Source organism: Chryseobacterium luteum (genome assembly GCF_000737785.1).
In the GTDB taxonomy this organism is placed as follows: Bacteria; Bacteroidota; Bacteroidia; order Flavobacteriales; family Weeksellaceae; genus Chryseobacterium; species Chryseobacterium luteum.
This window is the reverse complement of record NZ_JPRO01000003.1, coordinates 160,718-181,869: the sequence shown is the minus strand read 5'-3', so window position 1 is coordinate 181,869 and position 21,152 is coordinate 160,718. Positions and strand designations below refer to the sequence as shown.

The window sequence follows — 21,152 nt, the reverse complement described above, 5'->3', positions numbered from 1 at the left end:
AAAAATCAATAAACCTGCTTACGACAAGCAGGTTTTCTTTTTATCTTGCCCTGTTTTCTTCTTCTGTTTTCTGAAGTTCTTTAGCCTGATATTTTGAGCTTCCAAAGCTGTAACCGATAGAAAGGATCAGACGGCTGCTGTCCCACCAATGCGTAAAACGGTTGTCCATGATCTGCTTATGTCTGAACTCCAGACGCTGATCGTAAGAATCAAAAATATTGTTATAGCTGATCTTTGTATTCAGTTTACTGTCAAACCATGATTTCTGCACAGACAGATCTACTGTATATCTGGGTTTTATAATGTACAGGCTGTTTCCGGTTTTAGATTCATAATTTGCAAAGAGATTAACGGTATATCTTTTAGGCAAAGTGAAAACCTGATTTACCCTTATTTCATAATTATAGACTTTCAAAGCAAAAACTTCATCCAGATATGGCCTGAACTCATCGTTATAGTATCCAGCGATCTGGCTGGTAACGTTCCACCATTTGGTCAGTTTCACAGGAAAGCTGGTTTCTATGGAAGCAAATTTCCGGTAAGGAAGATTGGTCCCAAGGTATTCCAGGACATTGGTTTTGGGGTTGTAAAGCGGATAACGGGTCATCACATCTTTTTCTTTTCCCGCAATAAAACTGGTCACCCAATTCTTATAACGGTACGTAAGTTTGATCTGGCTGGTAAAAGAAGGCTGCAGATAGGGATTTCCAATCCAGTAATTCAGAGGGCTGAAATAAACCCGGAACGGATTGAGCTGGGAAAATACAGGCCGTGTTATCTTTCTGCTGTACGAAAGTGACAGTTCATTAGATTTATCGAACGTATATGTTGTACTGAAAGACGGTAGCCATTCGAGATAATTCCTTGAAACTACAGAATCTTTGGTAACAGCATCCGAAATACTCTGCGTATTCTCAAACCTCAGTCCTGCATTCACCAGAAGTTTTCCAAACTTCTGCCTGTAGGAAATGTAGCCTGCCCATATTTTCTCTTTGTACGAAAATATATTGCTGCGTTCTGGATCAAAGGTAAAACGGTCATTCACAGAGAGCGTATCGTAGCGGATATTATTATGGGTATTGGAACGGCTGTATTTCATTCCGGCTTCGATGTCTGCATTTCCTATTTTTTGGGAAATGTCGGTTTGTGCAGTCTGGATATCAATTTTATTAAGCAGGTCAGATCGCCAGTAGGATAAAAGTTGAGACGTAGGTTTATCTTTATTGATAAAATCATCCTTCTGCTTATTTTCCACGGAAAGATAATTCCCTAAAAAACTCAGTTTAAAACCTTTATTTTGAAATGAATAATCTGCAGTTACCCCATAATTTTCCTGGGAATAATGGGTAGGGTTTTTACTTTCGGTGTTAAAGATCAGCTGTGATTTATCTTTATTGGTGGTATACAGTGAGCCTGAACGGATCCGGTCACTGGTTCTGAAATTTCCTCTTAAATTGACACCTAACCTGTTTTTATCATTGATCCTGAAATCTGCTCCGGCCTGAATGCTGTACACTTTTCCTTCATCTTCCTGATATGTGTTGGTTCGCATGACATTGGTATCGGCAAGTTTCTGTATTGCATTATAGCGATATGTGGAAATACCGTTATTGTAACCGGCCTGCAGGCTGTAGGCTGTTTTTTCTGTATTATAAGAAAGGTTTAAAGAATTTTCCCTATAGCTGAACTTATTGGCATATGCATTTCCGTTGTAATTTCCTTTCCAGCCGAGATTGCCGTTTCTTTTCTGCCTGATATCGATGATTCCTTTAAATTCTGCATCATATTTTGAAGAAGGGTTGGCATTCACTTCAATAGCTTCTACCATTTCCGGCGGTAATGAACGAAGATAGGCCTGCAGTTCCTGGCTGCTCATGGTGACTGGTTTTCCGTCAATAAATATGGCGGGAGTAATTCTTCCGCCAATAAAAATACCACCTTCCTGATCTATGGAAACACCCGGTGTCTTTTTTAAAACTTCAAGAAGATTGGCTGATGTTTTGAAGTCTTTATTTCCGGAAACACTCATGACAATATTTCCGTCGTTGAGCCTGATACTTCTGGCCACTGAACGGATTACCACTTCTGAGATATTTTCAGTTACAGGTTTCAGCTCAATCGAAGAAAAGTCTCCGGTTTTATCCAGTTCTTTCGTTTCATATTCCTTTTTCCGGATCACCAAGTAAGAATCAGCAGCTATATTATTCAGCTGGAAAAAGCCTAAGGAATCCGTCTGAACTTTTTGAAGGACGCTTTGGTCTGATTTGTTTAACAGAGATATTTCAGCCTGAAAAACCGCCTTTTTAGTTTCTGAATCCAACACCTTTCCGTGTAATGTTTCCTGAGCTTTTCCAAAACAGGAAAGAAATAAGAGCAACAGGAAAATCCATAATCTGATATTCATAAATTTTAAATTTTATGAAACCAAAAGTAGCAGGCTGAAAGAAAAATAAGGTTTTGAAGTTTAAATTCCGCAGTACGAAATTATAATTCTGAACTCTGAAACCTGGCTTCAGAAGGGATTTGTGACTGTTTGTACAAAAGCGGTGTTGTATTTTTAATTTTTTTGAACGTGGAAAAGAAAGTAGACTTAGAATTAAACCCAACTTCATACCCGATCTCTTCGATCTTAAGGAAGGAGCCGTTTTCTATTTTCTGGCAGGCTTCGCTGATCCTGTATTCATTGATGTATGTGGAAAAGCTTTTACCGAGATTATCATTCAGCAACTGGGAAAGCTGATGGGCAGACATATTCAGCCTGGCCGCCAGATCACTTAATTTCAGGTTCGGATTTTTATATAATTCTTCGGAATCCATCAGCCGTTCAAGTTTTGAAACAAAGCTTTCCGCAAGTTCTTCTGAGATTTTTTTATTGGTATATTTAGGAATCTCTCTTACAGAATCCTGATCATTCTTTTTACTGAAGAGAATTAAAAAATTGGCATACAGCACAAACGAGAAGACAAGGCTTCCGCCTGCACAGTAAACCTGTACCCAGCCGGTAGAAATTAACTGATATGCCAGGAAAATGATTGCATTGCTGATGAGTACCGGAAGGATAAATTTATTGGGGTTCTTAGGAACCTGTTTTGAATATATATAATACTGATAGACAGCAAGTAAGACAAATACTGACCAAACCGTATAAATAAAGGTCCCAAAATATCTGTCCCATGTAACCGGGAAGAACAAATATAACAGTCCGACTGTCCCAAGAACCAACGTCAACAAACCGAAAGATGTTCTGCATTGTTTTAAATCAAATTCTTCCTTCCGGAATGATGACGTAATGTAATAATATAAAGCCGGACCCGTAAAAAACAGCGCCGACATTCCGAAGTGCGGAATAATCCGCGGCCAGTCCGGATAGAAATAGATACAAACCGAAATCCCAACTCTGATGCTTAAAGTCAATAAAATCAAGCCTAAAAAGAAATCGGGAATGTATCTGAGCTTTTTGACAAATAGAAGGTAGATCCCAAGCAGCAACCCATTAAAGGCTCCTACCGCACTGAAGAAAAATAACATCTGCTGTCCGAAAGTCATTGTAATTGTTTTTATTTTTTGGTATAAAGATAAATAATGACTGCTTTTATCAATCACTATTTCTGATTTTCAACAGGAATGGACTTTAGTCCGTTTAGCAATGATCTCTATCCTCCGGGCTTTAGCCAAAACCTATTGAAAGTGATCAACTTATGGAAGTAAATTTAATAAAATTATTGATTCCAATTTTATAAAAAGACACAACCAATTAAAATAAAAATCCCAAAGCAAGCCTTGGGATTTTGTTTATGATAAAAACAGCAATTATCTGTTTGTAATATCGATGTAATCTCTTTTTTGAGCACCCTGGTAAACCTGTCTCGGTCTTCCGATAGGATCTCCTTTCATTCTCATTTCTTTCCACTGAGAAATCCATCCCGGAAGTCTTCCCAATGCAAACATTACTGTAAACATTTCTGTAGGAATTCCTAATGCTCTGTAGATAATACCTGAATAGAAGTCTACGTTCGGATATAGCTTTCTTTCTACGAAGTATTCGTCTTCAAGAGCTACTTTTTCTAACTGCATTGCAATGTCAAGAGCTTTATCCTGAATTCCCAATGCGCTAAGGATATCATCCGCTGCTTTTTTAATGATCTTCGCTCTTGGGTCAAAGTTTTTGTACACTCTGTGTCCAAAGCCCATTAGACGGAAGCTGTCATTTTTATCTTTAGCTTTTTCAACCCATTTATTAACGTCTCCACCATCTTTTTCGATCAATTCAAGCATTTCGATCACAGCCTGGTTAGCTCCTCCGTGAAGAGGGCCCCAAAGTGCAGAAACACCAGCAGAGATGGAAGCAAAAAGACCTGTATGAGCAGAACCTACCATTCTTACTGTAGAAGTGGAACAGTTTTGTTCGTGGTCAGCGTGAAGGATTAATAATTTATCAAGAGCATCTACAATTACCGGGTTTACTTCAAATTCTTCGTTCGGTAATCTGAATGCCATTTTGTAGAAGTTTTCTACGTAGTTCAGGCTGTTGTCTCCGTGGTTAAGCGGAAGACCCTGAGTTTTTCTGTAGGTCCATGCGCAAAGATGAGAGAATTTAGCAATCATCAATTCTGCAGCGTGGTCCATTTCTTCTTTGGAGTTTACGTTAACTGCTTTTGGATTAAAAGCGGTCAAAGCGGAAGTTAAAGAAGATAAAACTCCCATAGGATGTGCAGAACGAGGGAAAGCATCGATGATTTTTTTCATCTCCTCTGCTATAAAGTTATATTTTTTGATGTTGTTGTTGAAAGAACCGAATTGCTCCTGGTTAGGTAATTCACCGTTTAATAAAAGGTACATTACTTCTGTGAAGTTAGATTTTTCAGCAATCTGCTCAATTGGATATCCTCTGTAGAACAATTCTCCTTTATCTCCGTCTAAGTAAGTGATGTCGCTAAGAGTAGCTCCTGTGTTTTTGTACCCTAAATCCAGAGTGATCAAACCTGTTTGGTCTCTTAATTTTGAAATATCAATCCCTCTGTCTCCGATAGTACTATCCACGATTGGATATTCATATGAATTACCGTCATAATTCAATATTACTTTGTTGTCTGACATTTATTTATTTTTTTTAAATATACTACTTATTACAAAATACGGCAAACAAAAATTATCGCTTGCCGTTATTTATAAATTCAATTATCTTTTGATTTTAAATGCGTCTAAACCTGGGAAAAATGCAGTATCACCCAATGCTTCTTCGATTCTTAATAATTGGTTGTATTTCGCCATTCTGTCTGATCTTGAAGCAGATCCTGTTTTGATCTGGCCACAGTTCATAGCTACTGCCAGGTCAGCAATTGTAGAATCTTCAGTTTCTCCGGATCTGTGAGACATCACTGAAGTAAATTTGTTATTCTGAGCCATCTGTACAGCATCCATTGTTTCGGAAAGTGAACCGATCTGGTTTACTTTTACAAGGATTGAATTCGCAATACCTTCTTTTACTCCTCTTGATAATCTTTCTACGTTGGTTACGAATAAATCATCACCTACAAGCTGTACTCTGTCACCAATCTTATCAGTAAGCATTTTCCATCCTTCCCAGTCATTTTCCTGCATCCCGTCTTCGATAGAGATGATAGGATATTTAGCAGCCAATTCAGCAAGGTAAGAAACCTGCTCGCTGCTGGAGAACTGAGCGGCATCCGGAGTCTGGAATTTTCTGTAGTCGTAAATTCCGTCTTTGTAAAATTCTGAAGCGGCACAGTCAAGCGCCAGCATGATGTCGTCACCAGGTTTGTAACCTGCTTTTTCGATAGCCTGAAGTAATGTATCCAAAGCATCTTCAGTTCCTTTGAAAGTAGGCGCAAAACCTCCCTCGTCCCCTACTGCTGTAGAAAGACCTCTTGAATGAAGAATAGATTTCAGGTTATGGAAAATTTCAGTTCCTTTTCTCAAAGCGTGAGAGAAAGAATCCGCTTTTACCGGCATCACCATAAATTCCTGGAATGCGATAGGTGCATCAGAGTGTGATCCTCCATTGATGACATTCATCATAGGAACAGGAAGGGTGTTAGCATTAACACCGCCTACATATTTGTACAAAGGCATTCTTAATTCAGCAGCTGCTGCTCTGGCTACGGCTAAAGAAACTCCTAAGATTGCATTAGCACCAAGGTTTCCTTTGTTTGGAGTTCCGTCAAGATCAATCATGATCTGATCAATAAAGTTCTGCTCAAAAACCGGCTGCCCAATTAAGTTTTCTGCAATTACTTCTTTTACATTTTCAACAGCTTTCAGGACTCCTTTACCCATATAATCTGAACCACCGTCACGTAATTCCACTGCTTCATGTTCACCTGTAGATGCTCCTGAAGGTACGGCAGCGCGCCCCATGGCTCCGCTTTCTGTAAATACATCTACTTCAATGGTAGGATTACCTCTGGAATCCAAAATTTGTCTCGCTTCTATGAAAGAAATTGCACTCATATTGTTTAGTTTTAAACCATCCGCAAAAGCTTCAAGTTGTTTATTTTTAAAATTATACTTGATCACAAATTTAATGAAAAAACTAACCTGATGAAAAAAGTGGGCTTTAATATTTGGTAATACATAAAAATTCTACGGTATTTTTTATGACACAGAAGGTTTGCAGTTTAATTTTACCCTTAAATAATATTTCACTTATACAAATGACATCCTTTTTATTATTCCATAGCAATTTTTATTGTTTCCATTTTTGAAAACAACAACTTACATTCAATAGACGTTATCTGTATGATGTTTTCGGATTTTACACCATAGTTCGAAAAAGGATTTGGGTTCCCGGACTTTCTTTTATGATCTGGCATTCACCTTCCTGTTCCTGCATTCTTCTCTTCATATTGCGGAGACCATTTCCCTCGGGATGTTCTTCAGGAATTCCTTCACCGTTATCTGAAATTTTCATTGTAAAGACATTTTTTTCCTGCAAAAAGGAAAGCCTCAATGTATTTGCCCGGCTATGTTTATAGGCATTATTAACTGCCTCTTTTAAGCATAAAAACATGTTCCTCCTCAGTTCTGTAGAAACCGGGGTTTCTGGTACAATATCTTCGCTTTCTGACCAGAATTCTATTTTTGTTCTTTTCAGAAAGTTAGCTGTATATTGTATGGCATAATCTATAAAACTTCCCAGGGTATCATTTCCTGAATTCAGACTCCAGAGCATTTCGCGCATGGAAAGGTTCATTTCTTCCGAGGTTTTCAGAAGTTCGTCTATATCATTTTGCAGATCATCATCTTCCGCTTTCTGTTTTAAGAATTCTGCCTGAAGTTTTAATGCTGAAATACCTGCTCCCAGATCGTCATGCATGTCGTGGGAGATGCGTTCCCGTTCCTGTTCTATGGATTTTTGCTTTTCTAGTTCTTTTTGCAGGAGTTGGTTTTGGTGTTCAATATTTAACTGTTTTTCTCTCAAATAAAGAATCTGCTTTTTGTTATACATTAGTACAACAAAAATTATAAATACTGCAAAGACTAATATTAGGATAAATGCAGTAACATATATAAATTTTATTTCAAATGGAAGTTCTTTCATTTTTTACACAGTAAACCTTTAAGAAAAATAAAATAAGAAATAACAGTAATAATTTGGAAAGTTATTTTCAGCATATAAGAAAATTCTATGTCTGTTTTAACAAAAATGTACATAGGAAACATTCTGAAAATATAAAACACTGCCCACAGTAATAATGAACTGCTAAACCAAAAAAAGGCAAGATGTAAAATATTATCTTCTCTGTTTTTATTCGATATTTTCATATAAAACCAGAATATAGAAATGAAAATTAAAAAAATAGAGTAAAGAAATCCAGTAATAATAGAATAATTTGTAGTAGAAATCAAAATAAAAAATATTCCTGCCAAACAGCTAATGATAGTAATCAATTTAATGGTTTTACTATTATCAAGTTCTTTGAAATAAATGTACCCAAAAAAACAAATACAAAATAAGTCTAAATAATTATACATCCGGGTAGTAATAAAATTAACCTTAAATGTGACCATCAACTCTACAAGAATCGTAATTCCAAAATACAACCAAAAAAATTGTTTCCACAGATTTCTAAAACCCATGGAAACAATAAAGCATATAAATATAATTATATAGTATAAATAGTCTAAAAAGTTCATTTAGCAGTTTGAATTATCAGGAGGAGGACAAAGACCATTTCTATCGTAAACAGATTCTTTTTGAAATGCAACTCTTCCTTCTTTAGTGTGATGCTCCGATGTCATCAAAAATGTTAATCTATGTTTATGCTTAACCTTTACACATATGCCATCATCATCTGGATATTGCAAATAATCGTTCTCAAGATAAATAACGGGATAAAAAGCAATAACAGAGTTTGCAGTACTACCACAAGCTTTAATAAAATTTTCATACATCTTTCTGCCCAAAATAAATCTCCTAGTATTGTTAGCCATAGAATCCTTAGTTTTATAGCGAATATAATCATCAAGTGATGATTTCAATCCTGAGTTATATTTAGCTCTACAGTCATCATATTGAACTCTATTTAAAACAGTTTTTTCGAGTGTATTACTTATTATAGCATATTTCCCTTCACTCTCATTTGCAGTTAAAAACACCAATCCACAATTATCTTCTCCCAGATATATCTTTGTTTTAGTTGTAGCACTATCTGTGAAAAGTTCTTGAGCAATTTCTCTTGTTATTTCTATAGAAGGCAAATACTTAAATTCCATTCCCTTAATTTCAGAATATCGTTCGTGCCAACCTAATATAATTGCCGGATCAATTTCACCGGCCCCGGACATGCTATTATCTGGACATGTCTCTTTTTTTACTACCCTTATAGAATACTCAGCATCTACATCGTCCTGCCTGTTTATTTTAAAGTCACTAAAATCAAATATTTCGGGTTTATCAATCAAACTAAGACTTTCAATCATTTCATCACAAAAGTCTTTGATCATACCCAATTCAACATCATTAAGTTTCTTGTAATTAACAAGTTGAGAAATTTTCCCTAAAAGGTTTTCTAGTTCAATGTTTTTTTTCATAGTTTTCAGTTTTTAAAATGGTTAAATTTATTAATGGCTTCCACCTTATTACTGACATGCAGCTTTCGGTAGATGTTTCCTACGTGTTTTTTTACAGTATCAATGGTGATGAATTTCTGGTCGGCTATTTCTTTATAAAGAAGTCCTTGTGAAAGAAGTTCCAGAATTTCTTTTTCGCGTTCGGTGAGTTCATCAAAATCTTTACTTTCAGGAAGTTTTCTTTCGAAATGGTTTAAGACCCTGCGAGCTATTGAAAGGCTCATCGGTGCTCCGCCATTGTATACATCCCGGATAGAAGACAGGATCTTGTCCATACTTTCACCTTTGATGAGGTAGCCCATAGCCCCGGCTTTTAATGAATTAAAGATCTTTTCATCATCTTCAAAGCTGGTACACATGATGAACTGCGTTTCCGGCATTTCTTTTCTGAGCTTTTCAATGATTTCGATGCCCAGCATATCCTGAAGCTGAATATCCATCATCACTACATCCGGTGAAATATCAGGGAGATTTTTCAAGGCATCTTTCCCGTTAAAGAACTGAGCGGCTACTTTCATGTCATCCTGGTAATTGATGACTTTCTTCAACGCATTGTTGTAGTTCTTTTCGTCTTCTACTATGGCGATGGAAATACTCATTGTTTTTTTGTTTAAGACAAATTTCGTAAGAAAACAAGACAGAAACAATTACACTTTTGTGTAATTTTGAGACTTGAGTTCAGGGTTATTGGTTTGTTTTTTGTTCTACTAAATTTACTTAAATTTCTGTTACAATAGAAAAACAATTAATACTCCATCCATTAAAAAATAAATATCATGAGAAAAAGCCTTTTAATATCAGCTGCAGCTATGGCATTATTATTAACCAGCTGCAAAAAAAATGAAAGCGGAAACAAAAATGTGATCAAGATCGACAGTTCAGAAACTGTGATCAGAGACAATAACGGAAAAATTGATTCTGTAACCGAAAGTTCGTCAACAATGGAAGTGAACGGCCAGAAAACGCAGAAAACAGATTTTGTTTACAAAGCCACTGACGGAACATTGGTAAAAGTCGTGTTCAAAAATGACTCCAAGGAAAGTAATGTTGCCATCACCAGCAATAAAAAGACGTTCACATTACCCAAAACGGAAACAAAAAATGGGGAAACCATCTATAAAAAAGATGATATGACCGCAAGGGTGAAAGGAGACAGCCTGCATCTTGAGCAGGGCAATAATGTAATTGAGCTGAAGAGAACGAAAATATAATGAATAAAAAAGCCATCCGGAATCCGGATGGCTTTTCATTTATATCTGAATGAATATTATTCTTCAGTTTTCTCTTCTGCAGAGTCAGTTGCTTCAGCCTTAGGCTCTTCAACTTTCTCTTCTGCTTTTGGAGCTTCAGCCACTACAGCTTCAGCTTTTTTAGCAGTTGCAGATCTTCTGCTTCTTCTTGTAGCTTTTTTCTCCTCAGCATTAGGATTATAAAGTTCGTTGAAATCAACCAGCTCGATAAGAGCCATATCAGCAGCATCACCTTGTCTGAAACCAGTCTTGATGATTCTTGTATACCCGCCGTTTCTTTCCGCGATTTTAGGAGCTACTGATCTGAAAAGTTCAGTAACTGCTTCTTTATTCTGAAGATATGAAAAAACAATTCTTCTATTGTGTGTAGTATCTTCTTTTGCCTTTGTTAATAGAGGTTCAACATATACTCTTAAAGCTTTAGCTTTAGCTACAGTAGTGTTGATTCTTTTATGCTCAATTAGAGAACAAGCCATATTAGAAAGTAAAGCACTTCTATGAGAAGCTGTTCTTCCTAAGTGATTGAATTTTTTACCGTGTCTCATTATTAATTATTTATCAGCGTCTAACTTATATTTTGCAACGTCGAAACCGAAGTTAAGACCTTTTGAATGCACTAATTCTTCTAGTTCTGTCAAAGATTTTTTACCAAAATTTCTGAATTTCATCAAATCAGACTTACTGTAAGAAACAAGCTCTCCAAGAGTTTCTACTTCAGCGGCTTTCAGACAGTTAAGGGCTCTTACTGAAAGATCCATATCTGCTAATTTAGACTTAAGTAATTGTCTTGTATGAAGTGTTTCTTCATCGTACTGGATAGATGCTTTTACTGCTTCTGTTTCAAGCGTGATTCTCTCATCAGAGAACAGCATGAAGTGATAAATTAATATCTTGGAAGCTTCTGTTAAAGCATTTTGAGGACTGATGGATCCATCAGTTTCTATATCTAATACAAGTTTTTCGTAGTCTGTTTTTTGCTCTACACGATAATTTTCAATGCTATACTGTACTTTCTTAATTGGTGTAAAAATAGAGTCAATAGCAATAGTACCTACAGGTGCATTGTTTGACTTATTTTGTTCTGAAGGAACATACCCTCTACCTTTTTCAATATTGAAAGTAATTTCGAAAGTTACATCACTGTTTAGGTTACAAATCAAAAGATCCGGGTTCAGCACCTCAAATCCATTGACAGATTTTCCTAAATCACCAGCAGTAATAACGGTTTGACCGGAAACTTTAGCAATTACCTGCTCGTTGGCCTGGCCTTCTGCTGTAGCTTTTAATCTTACCTGCTTAAGGTTAAGAATAATTTCGGTAACGTCTTCGATTACTCCTGGAATAGTTGAAAATTCGTGCTCTACACCTTCTATTTTGATAGATGAAATAGCGTATCCTTCCAGAGAAGAAAGCAACACTCTTCTCAAAGCATTACCGATAGTAAGCCCGAAACCTGGTTCTAATGGTCTGAATTCGAATTGACCTTTAAATTCATCAGAGTTAAGTAAAATTACTTTATCGGGTTTTATGAATTGTAAAATTGCCATATTATTGGGTTGAGCAAAAATTTGATTAAAAAATTATTTAGAGTAAAGTTCGACGATAAGCTGTTCCTTGATGTCCTCCGGAATCTGGATTCTTTCAGGAGCAGAAACGAAAGTACCTTCTTTCTTCTCATCGTTGAATTGTAACCACTCATAATTAGCTTTAGAAGCTAATGAATCAGTAACAACCTCAAGAGACTTAGATTTCTCTCTTACAGCGATCACATCACCTGCTTTAACTAAATAAGAAGGAATGTTAAGGATCTCCCCATTCACAGTAATGTGTCTGTGAGAAGTTAACTGTCTAGCAGCAGATCTTGTTTTAGCAAAACCTAATCTGTATACTACGTTATCCAATCTTGATTCACAAAGCTGTAATAGAACTTCACCTGTTACACCTTTACTTCTGTGTGCTTTTTCGAATAAATTTGCAAACTGTCTTTCTAAAATACCGTAAGTATATTTAGCTTTTTGTTTTTCAGCTAACTGAACTGCATATTCTGATTTTTTAGCACCTCTTCTTTTGTTAGGACCGTGTTGTCCCGGTGGTTGGTTTTTTCTTCTTTCGAAGTTTTTGTCATCTCCGTAGATTGCAGCACCAAACTTTCTCGCAATCTTAGTTTTAGGACCAATATATCTTGCCATAATGGATAAATTCTAAAAATTAAACTCTTCTTCTTTTTGGTGGTCTACATCCATTATGTGGCATAGGAGTCACATCAATGATTTCGCTAACTTCAATACCTGAATTGTGAATTGTTCTGATAGCAGATTCTCTACCTGCACCAGGACCTTTCACATACACCTTTACTCTTCTTAATCCAGCTTCATGAGCTACGTTAGAGCAATTTTCAGCTGCCATTTGAGCAGCAAATGGAGTATTCTTTTTAGAACCTCTGAAACCCATTTTACCGGCAGATGCCCAAGAGATAACTTCTCCGCTTTTATTTGTTAAAGAAATGATGATGTTATTGAAAGACGCCTGAATGTGCGCTTCACCAATAGCTTCAACTTTTACTTTTCTTTTTTTAACTACTTTACTTTGTTTTGCCATAATTCCTAACGATTATTTACTTGCCTTTTTCTTGTTAGCAACTGTTTTTCTCTTTCCTTTTCGGGTTCTAGAGTTGTTTTTCGTTCTCTGGCCTCTTAAAGGTAATCCTAGTCTGTGACGTATTCCTCGTTGGCACCCAATGTCCATCAATCTCTTGATGTTCAATTGCACTTCAGATCTTAATTCTCCTTCTACTTTTACGTTTTCAGAGATAAAGGTTCTGATTGCGGCCAATTCATCGTCATTCCATTCGTTGACTTTCTTGTCTTCGCTGATACCGGCAGCTTTAAGGATTTCGGAAGAAGTACTTCTTCCAACTCCGTAGATGTAAGTTAAACCGATAACACCTCTTTTGTTTTTTGGTAAATCAATACCTGCAATTCTCGCCATAATTTAATGTTAGCCTTGTCTTTGTTTAAATTTTGGGTTCTTCTTGTTGATTACGAACAGCACACCTTTTCTGCGTACAATCTTGCAATCAGCGCTTCTTTTTTTAATTGATGCTCTAACTTTCATTTGAAATATTTATTTTTTTTACTGACCAATAAAACCGTACGATTTCATTTTGATAGTATTTATTTTTCAACAAGAGCCAAACGGAACATACATTCCATTTGGCGTTTGTTTTAATATCTAAATGTGATCCTCCCTTTCGATAAATCATAGGGAGACATTTCTAGTTTTACCTTGTCTCCAGGTAAAAGTTTAATATAATGCATTCTCATTTTACCGGAAATGTGAGCAATAAGTATATGCCCATTCTCCAGCTCTACACGGAACTGGGCGTTCGAAAGTGCTTCCGTTATAACGCCGTCTTGTTCAATATGTTTTTGTTTCGCCATAAATTAGTATCCAGTCGTTCTTGATAATTTAGACTGCATTAAGCCATCATAATGATGATTCAGCAGATAAGTATTAATCTGTTGAACGGTATCTAAAATAACTCCAACCATAATCAATAGTGATGTCCCCCCGAAAAATAGGGCGAACGCATCTGTCTGAACAAAGCTTCCATGCACTATTGCTGGAAGGACTGCAAAGATAGACAAAAATATTGCACCTGGCAAGGTTATTTTTGATAAAATATCATCTAAATAATCAGCTGTTTCTTTACCGGGTCTTACTTTCGGTACTAAACCTCCATTTCTCTTCAAATCATCAGCCATTTGGTTTACCGGAATAGTAATTGCAGTATAGAAAAATGAGAAGATAATAATTAATAGCGCGAACAATACGTTGTACTGCCAGCTAAAAACATTCTTGAAACCTGCAAGAAAGGTATTGGACTCATCGAATTTCGTTAATAATCCTGGTACGAACATCAATGCCTGAGCAAAGATAATCGGCATTACACCAGCAGCATTCACTTTCAATGGGATCCACTGTCTTGCTCCCTGCATAAGATTTCTGTTTACACCTCCTCTTGCTTGAGCTCTGCTTACATACTGAATGGGTATTTTTCTGACAGCAACAGATAATACTACTGCTAAAAGAACTACCAGCATCCAGAATATTACTTCAATAAGGATCATGATAGATCCCATTCCTCCTTTTCCGTTCTGCACGGCCATTTCCTGTACGAATGCTTCAGGTAATCTGGATAAGATCCCCACCATAATAAGGATGGAGATACCGTTTCCGATACCTTTGTCGGTGATTTTCTCACCTAACCACATTGCGAATACTGAACCGGCAACCAAGATAACAATACTTGGCAACCAGAACATGATGGAATTCGGCTCTACATAATATGCAGACTGGAACTGAGCATACGGTAAGAATAATTGAGTAATAGACGTTAAATAAGAAGGGGCCTGTACCAGACACACTCCAATAGTTAACCATCTTGTAATTTGATTCAATGTATTTCTACCTGACTCTCCATCCTTCTGAAGTTTCTGAAGATAAGGAATAGCCATTCCCATCAACTGAACAATAATAGAAGCAGAAATATAAGGCATGATTCCCAACGCCATTACGGAAGCGTGGCTGAAAGCTCCTCCCGTAAACGACGAAAGCAAGCCAAGGAGACCTGCTCCTTGCTTGTTACCGCCTTGATTTTTATAATGCTCTAAGAGATCTCCCACCTCTGCAAGGTTAATTGCGGGAAGCGAGATATAAGATGCGAATCTATACACAAGGATAATACCTAACGTAAAGAGAATTTTATCTCTTAATTCCTTTAGGCTCCAAATATTTTTAAGTGTTTGTATAAATTCTTTCATTAGTAAGTATTATAAGGTAATTGCTTTTCCACCTGCTTTAGCAATAAGCTCTTCAGCAGATTTAGTGAACTTGTCAGCAGAGATTGAAACCGCAGATTTCAATTCTCCTCTACCCATAATTTTCACTAATTCGTTTTTAGAAACTAAACCGTTTTCTATCAAAACTTCTTTCGTGATATCTCCAGTGATGGATTTGTTCTCGATTAAAATCTGGATAGTATCAAGGTTTATTCCTCTAAACTCTTTTCTGTTTACGTTTTTGAAACCGAATTTAGGTAATCTCCTTTGTAAAGGCATCTGTCCACCTTCGAAACCGATTTTCTGAGAATAACCAGCTCTAGCTTTCTGACCTTTATGTCCTTTCGTAGCAGTACCTCCTTTTCCTGTACCTTGTCCTCTACCAATTCTCTTTGAATTGAAAGTAGAACCTGCAGCAGGCTTTATGTTGTTTAAATTCATTTTAAAATTCTTTTAAAAATTATTTTTGAACTTCAAGTAAGTGACTAACTGCAGCTATCATTCCTAAAATAGAAGGTGTAGCTTCGTGCTCTACAACTTGGTGAAGTTTCTTAAATCCTAATGCTTCAAGCGTTCTCTTTTGGGTTTTTGTTCTTCCAATAGCGCTTCTTACTTGCTTTACTTTGATTGTTGCCATTGTTCTAATATTAACCGTTAAACACTTTACTTAGAGAAACTCCTCTCATTCTAGCGATCTCTTCAGGTCTTCTGATATCCAATAACGCTTTGAAAGTAGCTTTCACCACGTTGTGAGGGTTAGAAGATCCTTTAGATTTTGAAAGGATATCGTGAATACCAGCAGACTCCAATACCGCTCTTACCGCACCACCGGCGATAAGTCCTGTACCGTGAGAAGCAGGTCTCAAGAAGATATCTGCACCACCGTATCTGGCAGTAGTCTGGTGAGGAATCGTGTGGTTCATTACAGGAACTTTCACAAGGTTTTTCTTAGCATCTTCAACAGCTTTAGCAATTGCAGAAGCTACTTCTTTAGATTTTCCAAGACCGTGACCGATTACTCCGTCTTCGTTCCCTACTACAACGATAGCAGAAAATCCGAAAGCTCTACCTCCTTTGGTTACTTTTGTTACTCTGTTAACAGCTACGAGACGATCTTTTAATTCTAATCCTCCCGGTTTTACTCTTTCTATATTATCTAGTCCTAACATATTTCCGAAATTTTTATGATTAGAATTTAAGTCCTCCTTCTCTCGCCCCATCAGCAAGAGCTTTCACTCTACCGTGGTAAACGAATCCGTTTCTGTCAAATACAATACTTTCGATTCCTGCAGCGATAGCTTTGGCAGCGATAGCTTTACCTACAGCAGCAGAAACTTCAGTCTTGGTACCATTAGCATCAACATCTTTCTCTCTTGAGGAAGCGGAAACTAAAGTTGTACCATTTTTATCATCGATTAACTGAGCGTAAATTTCCTTATTACTTTTATATACAGATAATCTTGGCAATTCAGAAGATCCAGAGATTTTTCCTCTTACTCTTCTTTTGATTCTTATTCTTTTTTCTAATTTACTTAATGCCATTTTCTTATAATTTATTAAGCAGATTTACCAGCTTTACGTCTAACAATTTCTCCTACGAATCTTACACCTTTTCCTTTGTATGGCTCAGGCTTTCTGAAAGAACGGATCTTTGCAGTCACCATTCCTAGAAGTTGCTTGTCATGAGACGCTAAAGTAATAATAGGGTTTTTACCTTTTTCAGTCAATGTATCTAATTTTACTTCGCTTGGAAGTTCTAATACGATACCGTGAGAGAATCCTAAAGCTAACTCAAGTTTTTGACCTGTGTGTGAAGCTCTGTATCCTACTCCTACTAGTTCTAGTTTCTTTTCGAAACCTTCTGCAACACCAATAATCATGTTGTTGACTAACGCTCTGTATAAACCGTGAAGCGCTTTGTGTTGCTTAGATTCAGATGGTCTGCTAAATGTAAGCTGTCCATCCTTCTGTTCTAAAGTAATTCCTGCTGTAAGCTCCTGAGAAAGTTCTCCTTTAGGACCTTTTACCGTTACAACACCGTTATTTTCAGTGACTGTAATTCCAGCTGGAATTGTTATAATTGCTTTACCAATTCTTGACATTTTCCTCTGATTAAAAATTAATAAACATAGCAGATTACTTCACCGCCTACTTTTTCTTCTCTAGCCTTCTTGTCAGTCATTACTCCTTTAGAAGTAGAGATAACAGCTATACCCAAACCGTTCAGTACTCTTGGAAGTTCGGTAGAACCTTTGTACTGTCTTAAACCTGGTCTAGAAGCTCTCTGAATAGACTTGATAGCCGGTTTGTTAGTTTGCTTGTCATACTTTAAAGCGATTTTGATCGTACCTTGAATAGCGCCATCTTCAAACTTGTAGTTTAAGATATACCCTTGGTCAAATAAGATCTTAGTAATCTCCTTTTTGATTTTCGATGCAGGAATTTCCACCACTTTGTGGCCTGCGCTTTGTGCGTTCCTTACTCTTGTTAGGAAATCTGAAATTGGATCTGTTACCATTTTTCTATTTTAAATTATTGGTTAAAGACAATCAGTATTGAAGGGACTTGAAGATCAAAATATCAGACTTCAGAAAAACTTGGGTCTGATATTTTTATTCTTTAGTATCCAGACAACTTAATTGTCCCGATTAATTAGTAATTATTACCAACTAGCTTTTTTCACTCCCGGGATAAGACCGTTGTTGGCCATTTCACGGAATGTTACTCTGGAAAGACCGAAAGTTCTCATGTACCCTCTTGGTCTACCTGTCAGTTTACATCTGTTGTGTAATCTTACAGGAGAAGCATTTTTAGGTAATTTCTGAAGACCTTCATAGTCACCAGCTTCTTTTAAAGCTTTTCTTTTGTCAGCGTATTTAGCAACTAGTGCTTCTCTTTTGCGCTCACGCGCTTTCATTGATTCTTTAGCCATTTCTTAGTTCTTTTTGAATGGTAAACCGAAGTGAGTTAATAAAGCTTTCGCTTCTTTATCTGTTTTCGCAGTTGTAACGAAAGTGATGTCCATCCCCTGGATTTTTTTCACTTTGTCAATTACGATTTCAGGGAAGATAATCTGCTCAGTAATACCTAAGTTATAATTACCTCTACCATCGAACCCGTCTGCCTTGATACCAGAGAAATCTCTGATACGTGGTAAAGCAGAAGAAGTAAGTCTGTCTAAGAATTCATACATTTTATGAGCTCTCAATGTTACTTTAGCACCTACAGGCATACCTTTTCTCAGTTTGAAAGCCGCTTCGTCTTTCTTAGAGATAGTACCTACTGCTTTCTGGCCGGTAATCATTGTTAATTCTTCTACAGCATAATCAATGATTTTCTTGTCTGCAGTGGCATCACCTAATCCCTGGGATAGGATGATTTTTTCCAATCTAGGTACCTGCATTACAGATTTGTACCCAAATTCTTCCATCATTGCAGGAACAATTTTCTCTCTGTATATATTTTTGGGTCTTGCTATAAATTCCATGTGTTAATTCAAATTATAAAGTTTCACCCGTTTTTTTATCGATTCTTACTTTCTTATCTCCATCGATTTTGTAACCGATTTTGATAGCTTTTCCGTCTTTACCAACTAAAGCCACGTTTGAGATATGAATAGAAGCTTCCTTTTCAGTGATTCCACCTTGAGGGTTAGAAGCTGAAGGCTTAACGTGTTTTTTAACGATGTTTAGTCCTGCAACGATAACTCTAGGATCTTTTCCTTCTTTTTTGATCACTTCAATAACTTCACCTGTCTTACCTTTGATATCTTTCTTACCAGTAGTAATGATGACGTTATCTCCTCTTTTTATTTTTAACTTTGACATTTTCTTTTAAAAATTTTAAAAATTAAAGTACTTCAGGAGCTAATGAAATGATTTTCATATATTCTTTGTCTCTCAACTCACGAGCAACAGGTCCGAAAACACGTGTTCCTCTCATTTCTCCCGCTGCGTTTAGTAATACACAAGCATTGTCTTCGAATTTGATGTATGAACCATCTTTTCTTCTGACTGCTTTTTTAGTTCTTACTACTACAGCTTTAGATACCTGACCTTTTTTAGCGTTTCCTGATGGTGTAGAATCCTTGATAGTAACAACGATTTTATCACCAACTGAAGCATATCTTCTTCTGGTTCCTCCCAGAACTCTGATAACCAGTACTTCTTTCGCACCTGTATTATCAGCAACTTTTAATCTTGATTCTGTTTGTAACATTATTACTTAGCTTTTTCAATGATTCTTACTAATCTCCATCTCTTGCTCTTGCTCATAGGTCTAGTTTCCTGGATAAGAACTGTATCACCTTCTGTGCATTCGTTGTTTTCGTCGTGTGCAGTATATTTTTTCGTTTTCAGAACGAATTTACCGTACATCGGGTGTTTCACTCTCGTAGTCTCACTTACAACAATGGTCTTTTCCATTTTATTGCTGGAAACTATTCCGATTCTTTCTTTTCTTAAGTTTCTTTCCATAATGTATGAAAATCTTATTGTTGTTTAGTGGTTAACTCAGTGTTTAGTCTAGCGATCGATCTTCTCAAATCTCTGATTTGAATCGGGTTTTCAATTGGACTGATCTTGTGAGCCAATTTCAGTTTTGAATATTGAGTTTTCAATTCAGCAAGTTTTGCTTGAATATCACCCGCGCTTAGATTTTTAATTTCAGCTTGTTTCATTGTATCAAAGATTATAGAGGTTTAACAAAATCGTTAGCAACTACGAATTTAGTAACTACCGGTAATTTCTGAGCAGCAAGTCTTAAAGCTTCCTTCGCGATATCGTAAGGTACTCCTCCGATTTCGAACATAATTTTACCTGGTTTTACTACAGCTACCCAATATTCCACAGCACCTTTACCTTTACCCATACGTACTTCGGCTGGTTTCTTGGTAATTGGCTTATCCGGGAATATTTTGATCCATAGCTGACCTTCTCTCTTCATATATCTAGTCGCAGCGATACGAGCAGCTTCAATTTGTCTTGCAGTGATCCAAGCACCTTCTATAGCTTTGATTCCAAATGTTCCGTATGCAAGTTGATTACCTCTTTGAGCAATCCCCTTCATCTTCATCTTATGAACGCGACGGAATTTGGTTCTTTTTGGTTGTAACATAATTTCTAAATTTTAGATTTTAGATTTTAGATTTTAGATTTTTTATATTTTAAAAAAGTAACGGTAATTTAAAATTCAAAATTTCTAACCTAAAATTTTTAATTATTATTGTTATTATTGTTATTATTCTTTCTAGGTCTTCTGTTATCTCTGTCTCCACCTCTGTTTCCGCCTCCTGAAGGACCTCCTTTCTTCTGTTGTCCCACTAGTGGAGAAAGGTCTCTTTTACCGTAAACCTCTCCTTTCATAATCCAAACTTTCACTCCTAGTCTACCATAAGTAGTGTGAGCTTCAGCCCAGTGATAATCGATATCAGCTCTGAAAGTAGACAAAGGAATTCTTCCGTCTTTGAAAGATTCGCTTCTTGCCATTTCAGCACCGTTCAATCTACCAGAGATCTGAACTTTGATACCTTCAGCACCCATTCTCATTGTACTTGCCATCGCCATTTTAACAGCTCTTCTGTAAGAAATTCTGTTTTCGATCTGCTTAGAGATGCTGTCTGCTACTAATACTGCGTCAAGTTCAGGTCTTTTGATTTCGAAAATGTTGATTTGAATATCCTTACCTGTAAGTTTCTTCAATTCTTCTTTCAATTTATCAACTTCCTGACCTCCTTTACCGATGATAAGTCCCGGTCTGGCAGTAGTAATAGTTACAGTAACTAATTTTAAAGTTCTTTCAATATAAATTTTTGAAATACCACCTTTAGATAATCTAGCTTCAAGATATCTTCTGATTTTGTAGTCTTCAGCGATTCTGTCTCCATAATCTTTACCACCAAACCAGTTAGAATCCCATCCTCTGATGATACCTAATCTGTTACCAATTGGATTTGTCTTCTGTCCCATAC

General features: G+C 36.6%; 30 protein-coding genes. 1 reads left to right on the top strand and 29 read right to left on the bottom strand.

Going from position 1 to position 21,152, the window contains the following annotated elements; genetic code table 11:
- Positions 1 to 40: 40 nt before the first annotated feature.
- The 7 genes from IX38_RS06095 to IX38_RS06060 form a co-directional block, all read right to left on the bottom strand.
- Positions 41 to 2,404 (bottom strand): TonB-dependent receptor domain-containing protein, encoded by a 2,364-nt coding sequence (locus tag IX38_RS06095; RefSeq protein WP_084680220.1) that lies wholly within the window; start codon positions 2,402 to 2,404, stop codon positions 41 to 43.
- Positions 2,405 to 2,484: 80 nt separating this feature from the next.
- Complete coding sequence (locus IX38_RS06090) at positions 2,485 to 3,546, bottom strand: helix-turn-helix domain-containing protein (protein WP_034702897.1); 1,062 nt, start codon at positions 3,544 to 3,546, stop codon at positions 2,485 to 2,487.
- Positions 3,547 to 3,810: 264 nt separating this feature from the next.
- Entirely contained in the window at positions 3,811 to 5,097 is a 1,287-nt protein-coding gene (locus tag IX38_RS06085; protein WP_034702895.1) for a citrate synthase, read from the bottom strand.
- An 81-nt stretch (positions 5,098 to 5,178) separates the two neighbouring features.
- Complete coding sequence (gene eno, locus IX38_RS06080; protein ID WP_034703140.1) at positions 5,179 to 6,471, bottom strand: phosphopyruvate hydratase; 1,293 nt, start codon at positions 6,469 to 6,471, stop codon at positions 5,179 to 5,181.
- 304 nt (positions 6,472 to 6,775) lie between these two features.
- Positions 6,776 to 7,468: a sensor histidine kinase gene (locus IX38_RS06075; protein WP_228377916.1), complete on the bottom strand. Its 693-nt coding sequence runs from the start codon at positions 7,466 to 7,468 to the stop codon at positions 6,776 to 6,778.
- Between the two features lie 689 nt (positions 7,469 to 8,157).
- A complete protein-coding gene (locus IX38_RS06065) occupies positions 8,158 to 9,054 on the bottom strand; it encodes a hypothetical protein (RefSeq protein ID WP_034702891.1) in 897 nt (298 codons plus the stop codon).
- A gap of 5 nt (positions 9,055 to 9,059) precedes the next feature.
- Entirely contained in the window at positions 9,060 to 9,692 is a 633-nt protein-coding gene (locus tag IX38_RS06060) for a response regulator (RefSeq protein WP_034702890.1), read from the bottom strand.
- A gap of 177 nt (positions 9,693 to 9,869) precedes the next feature.
- Here IX38_RS06060 and IX38_RS06055 point away from each other — a divergent pair, with 177 nt between their 5' ends.
- The gene (locus tag IX38_RS06055; RefSeq protein WP_034702888.1) at positions 9,870 to 10,304 is read left to right on the top strand and encodes a hypothetical protein; all 435 of its coding nucleotides are present in this window, start codon (positions 9,870 to 9,872) and stop codon (positions 10,302 to 10,304) included.
- Between the two features lie 56 nt (positions 10,305 to 10,360).
- On the opposite strand, the gene rplQ is transcribed toward IX38_RS06055, so the two are convergent.
- From rplQ to rpsC, 22 genes are all read right to left on the bottom strand, one after another.
- On the bottom strand, positions 10,361 to 10,888 hold the full coding sequence (gene rplQ / locus IX38_RS06050; protein ID WP_034702886.1) for a 50S ribosomal protein L17: 528 nt from the start codon (positions 10,886 to 10,888) through the stop codon (positions 10,361 to 10,363).
- A 6-nt stretch (positions 10,889 to 10,894) separates the two neighbouring features.
- The gene (locus tag IX38_RS06045) at positions 10,895 to 11,890 is read right to left on the bottom strand and encodes a DNA-directed RNA polymerase subunit alpha (protein ID WP_034702884.1); all 996 of its coding nucleotides are present in this window, start codon (positions 11,888 to 11,890) and stop codon (positions 10,895 to 10,897) included.
- Between the two features lie 33 nt (positions 11,891 to 11,923).
- Positions 11,924 to 12,532 carry a 30S ribosomal protein S4 gene (gene rpsD, locus IX38_RS06040; RefSeq protein ID WP_034702881.1) on the bottom strand — a complete coding sequence of 203 codons (609 nt, stop codon included), beginning with the start codon at positions 12,530 to 12,532 and terminating at the stop codon, positions 11,924 to 11,926.
- A 19-nt stretch (positions 12,533 to 12,551) separates the two neighbouring features.
- Positions 12,552 to 12,941, bottom strand: a complete 390-nt coding sequence (gene rpsK, locus IX38_RS06035; protein ID WP_034702879.1) for a 30S ribosomal protein S11 — start codon at positions 12,939 to 12,941, stop codon at positions 12,552 to 12,554.
- Between the two features lie 12 nt (positions 12,942 to 12,953).
- Positions 12,954 to 13,331, bottom strand: coding sequence for a 30S ribosomal protein S13 (rpsM, locus tag IX38_RS06030; protein WP_034702878.1), 378 nt, complete (start codon positions 13,329 to 13,331; stop codon positions 12,954 to 12,956).
- Between the two features lie 9 nt (positions 13,332 to 13,340).
- A complete protein-coding gene (gene rpmJ / locus IX38_RS22310) occupies positions 13,341 to 13,457 on the bottom strand; it encodes a 50S ribosomal protein L36 (protein WP_007839480.1) in 117 nt (38 codons plus the stop codon).
- Between the two features lie 110 nt (positions 13,458 to 13,567).
- On the bottom strand, positions 13,568 to 13,783 hold the full coding sequence (gene infA, locus IX38_RS06025) for a translation initiation factor IF-1 (protein ID WP_027381317.1): 216 nt from the start codon (positions 13,781 to 13,783) through the stop codon (positions 13,568 to 13,570).
- 3 nt (positions 13,784 to 13,786) lie between these two features.
- Positions 13,787 to 15,166: a preprotein translocase subunit SecY gene (gene secY / locus IX38_RS06020; protein WP_034702876.1), complete on the bottom strand. Its 1,380-nt coding sequence runs from the start codon at positions 15,164 to 15,166 to the stop codon at positions 13,787 to 13,789.
- A gap of 9 nt (positions 15,167 to 15,175) precedes the next feature.
- A complete protein-coding gene (rplO, locus tag IX38_RS06015; RefSeq protein WP_034702874.1) occupies positions 15,176 to 15,625 on the bottom strand; it encodes a 50S ribosomal protein L15 in 450 nt (149 codons plus the stop codon).
- 19 nt (positions 15,626 to 15,644) lie between these two features.
- Positions 15,645 to 15,821, bottom strand: coding sequence for a 50S ribosomal protein L30 (gene rpmD / locus IX38_RS06010; RefSeq protein WP_007839493.1), 177 nt, complete (start codon positions 15,819 to 15,821; stop codon positions 15,645 to 15,647).
- A gap of 10 nt (positions 15,822 to 15,831) precedes the next feature.
- The gene (gene rpsE / locus IX38_RS06005; protein WP_034703137.1) at positions 15,832 to 16,353 is read right to left on the bottom strand and encodes a 30S ribosomal protein S5; all 522 of its coding nucleotides are present in this window, start codon (positions 16,351 to 16,353) and stop codon (positions 15,832 to 15,834) included.
- A 19-nt stretch (positions 16,354 to 16,372) separates the two neighbouring features.
- On the bottom strand, positions 16,373 to 16,726 hold the full coding sequence (rplR, locus tag IX38_RS06000; RefSeq protein ID WP_034702873.1) for a 50S ribosomal protein L18: 354 nt from the start codon (positions 16,724 to 16,726) through the stop codon (positions 16,373 to 16,375).
- 14 nt (positions 16,727 to 16,740) lie between these two features.
- Positions 16,741 to 17,286: a 50S ribosomal protein L6 gene (rplF, locus tag IX38_RS05995; protein WP_034702871.1), complete on the bottom strand. Its 546-nt coding sequence runs from the start codon at positions 17,284 to 17,286 to the stop codon at positions 16,741 to 16,743.
- Positions 17,287 to 17,303: 17 nt separating this feature from the next.
- Positions 17,304 to 17,702, bottom strand: coding sequence for a 30S ribosomal protein S8 (gene rpsH / locus IX38_RS05990; protein ID WP_034702870.1), 399 nt, complete (start codon positions 17,700 to 17,702; stop codon positions 17,304 to 17,306).
- Positions 17,703 to 17,846: 144 nt separating this feature from the next.
- Positions 17,847 to 18,116: a 30S ribosomal protein S14 gene (rpsN, locus tag IX38_RS05985; RefSeq protein ID WP_034702868.1), complete on the bottom strand. Its 270-nt coding sequence runs from the start codon at positions 18,114 to 18,116 to the stop codon at positions 17,847 to 17,849.
- A gap of 3 nt (positions 18,117 to 18,119) precedes the next feature.
- Positions 18,120 to 18,671, bottom strand: coding sequence for a 50S ribosomal protein L5 (gene rplE / locus IX38_RS05980; protein ID WP_034702867.1), 552 nt, complete (start codon positions 18,669 to 18,671; stop codon positions 18,120 to 18,122).
- Between the two features lie 13 nt (positions 18,672 to 18,684).
- Positions 18,685 to 19,011 (bottom strand): 50S ribosomal protein L24, encoded by a 327-nt coding sequence (rplX, locus tag IX38_RS05975; RefSeq protein WP_034702866.1) that lies wholly within the window; start codon positions 19,009 to 19,011, stop codon positions 18,685 to 18,687.
- Positions 19,012 to 19,033: 22 nt separating this feature from the next.
- Positions 19,034 to 19,402 carry a 50S ribosomal protein L14 gene (rplN, locus tag IX38_RS05970; protein ID WP_007839504.1) on the bottom strand — a complete coding sequence of 123 codons (369 nt, stop codon included), beginning with the start codon at positions 19,400 to 19,402 and terminating at the stop codon, positions 19,034 to 19,036.
- 2 nt (positions 19,403 to 19,404) lie between these two features.
- Entirely contained in the window at positions 19,405 to 19,662 is a 258-nt protein-coding gene (gene rpsQ / locus IX38_RS05965; RefSeq protein ID WP_052186088.1) for a 30S ribosomal protein S17, read from the bottom strand.
- An 11-nt stretch (positions 19,663 to 19,673) separates the two neighbouring features.
- Complete coding sequence (gene rpmC, locus IX38_RS05960; protein ID WP_034702862.1) at positions 19,674 to 19,862, bottom strand: 50S ribosomal protein L29; 189 nt, start codon at positions 19,860 to 19,862, stop codon at positions 19,674 to 19,676.
- A gap of 11 nt (positions 19,863 to 19,873) precedes the next feature.
- Positions 19,874 to 20,299, bottom strand: a complete 426-nt coding sequence (gene rplP, locus IX38_RS05955; RefSeq protein ID WP_034702859.1) for a 50S ribosomal protein L16 — start codon at positions 20,297 to 20,299, stop codon at positions 19,874 to 19,876.
- Between the two features lie 98 nt (positions 20,300 to 20,397).
- Positions 20,398 to 21,150: a 30S ribosomal protein S3 gene (rpsC, locus tag IX38_RS05950; RefSeq protein ID WP_034702856.1), complete on the bottom strand. Its 753-nt coding sequence runs from the start codon at positions 21,148 to 21,150 to the stop codon at positions 20,398 to 20,400.
- Positions 21,151 to 21,152 lie beyond the last annotated feature (2 nt).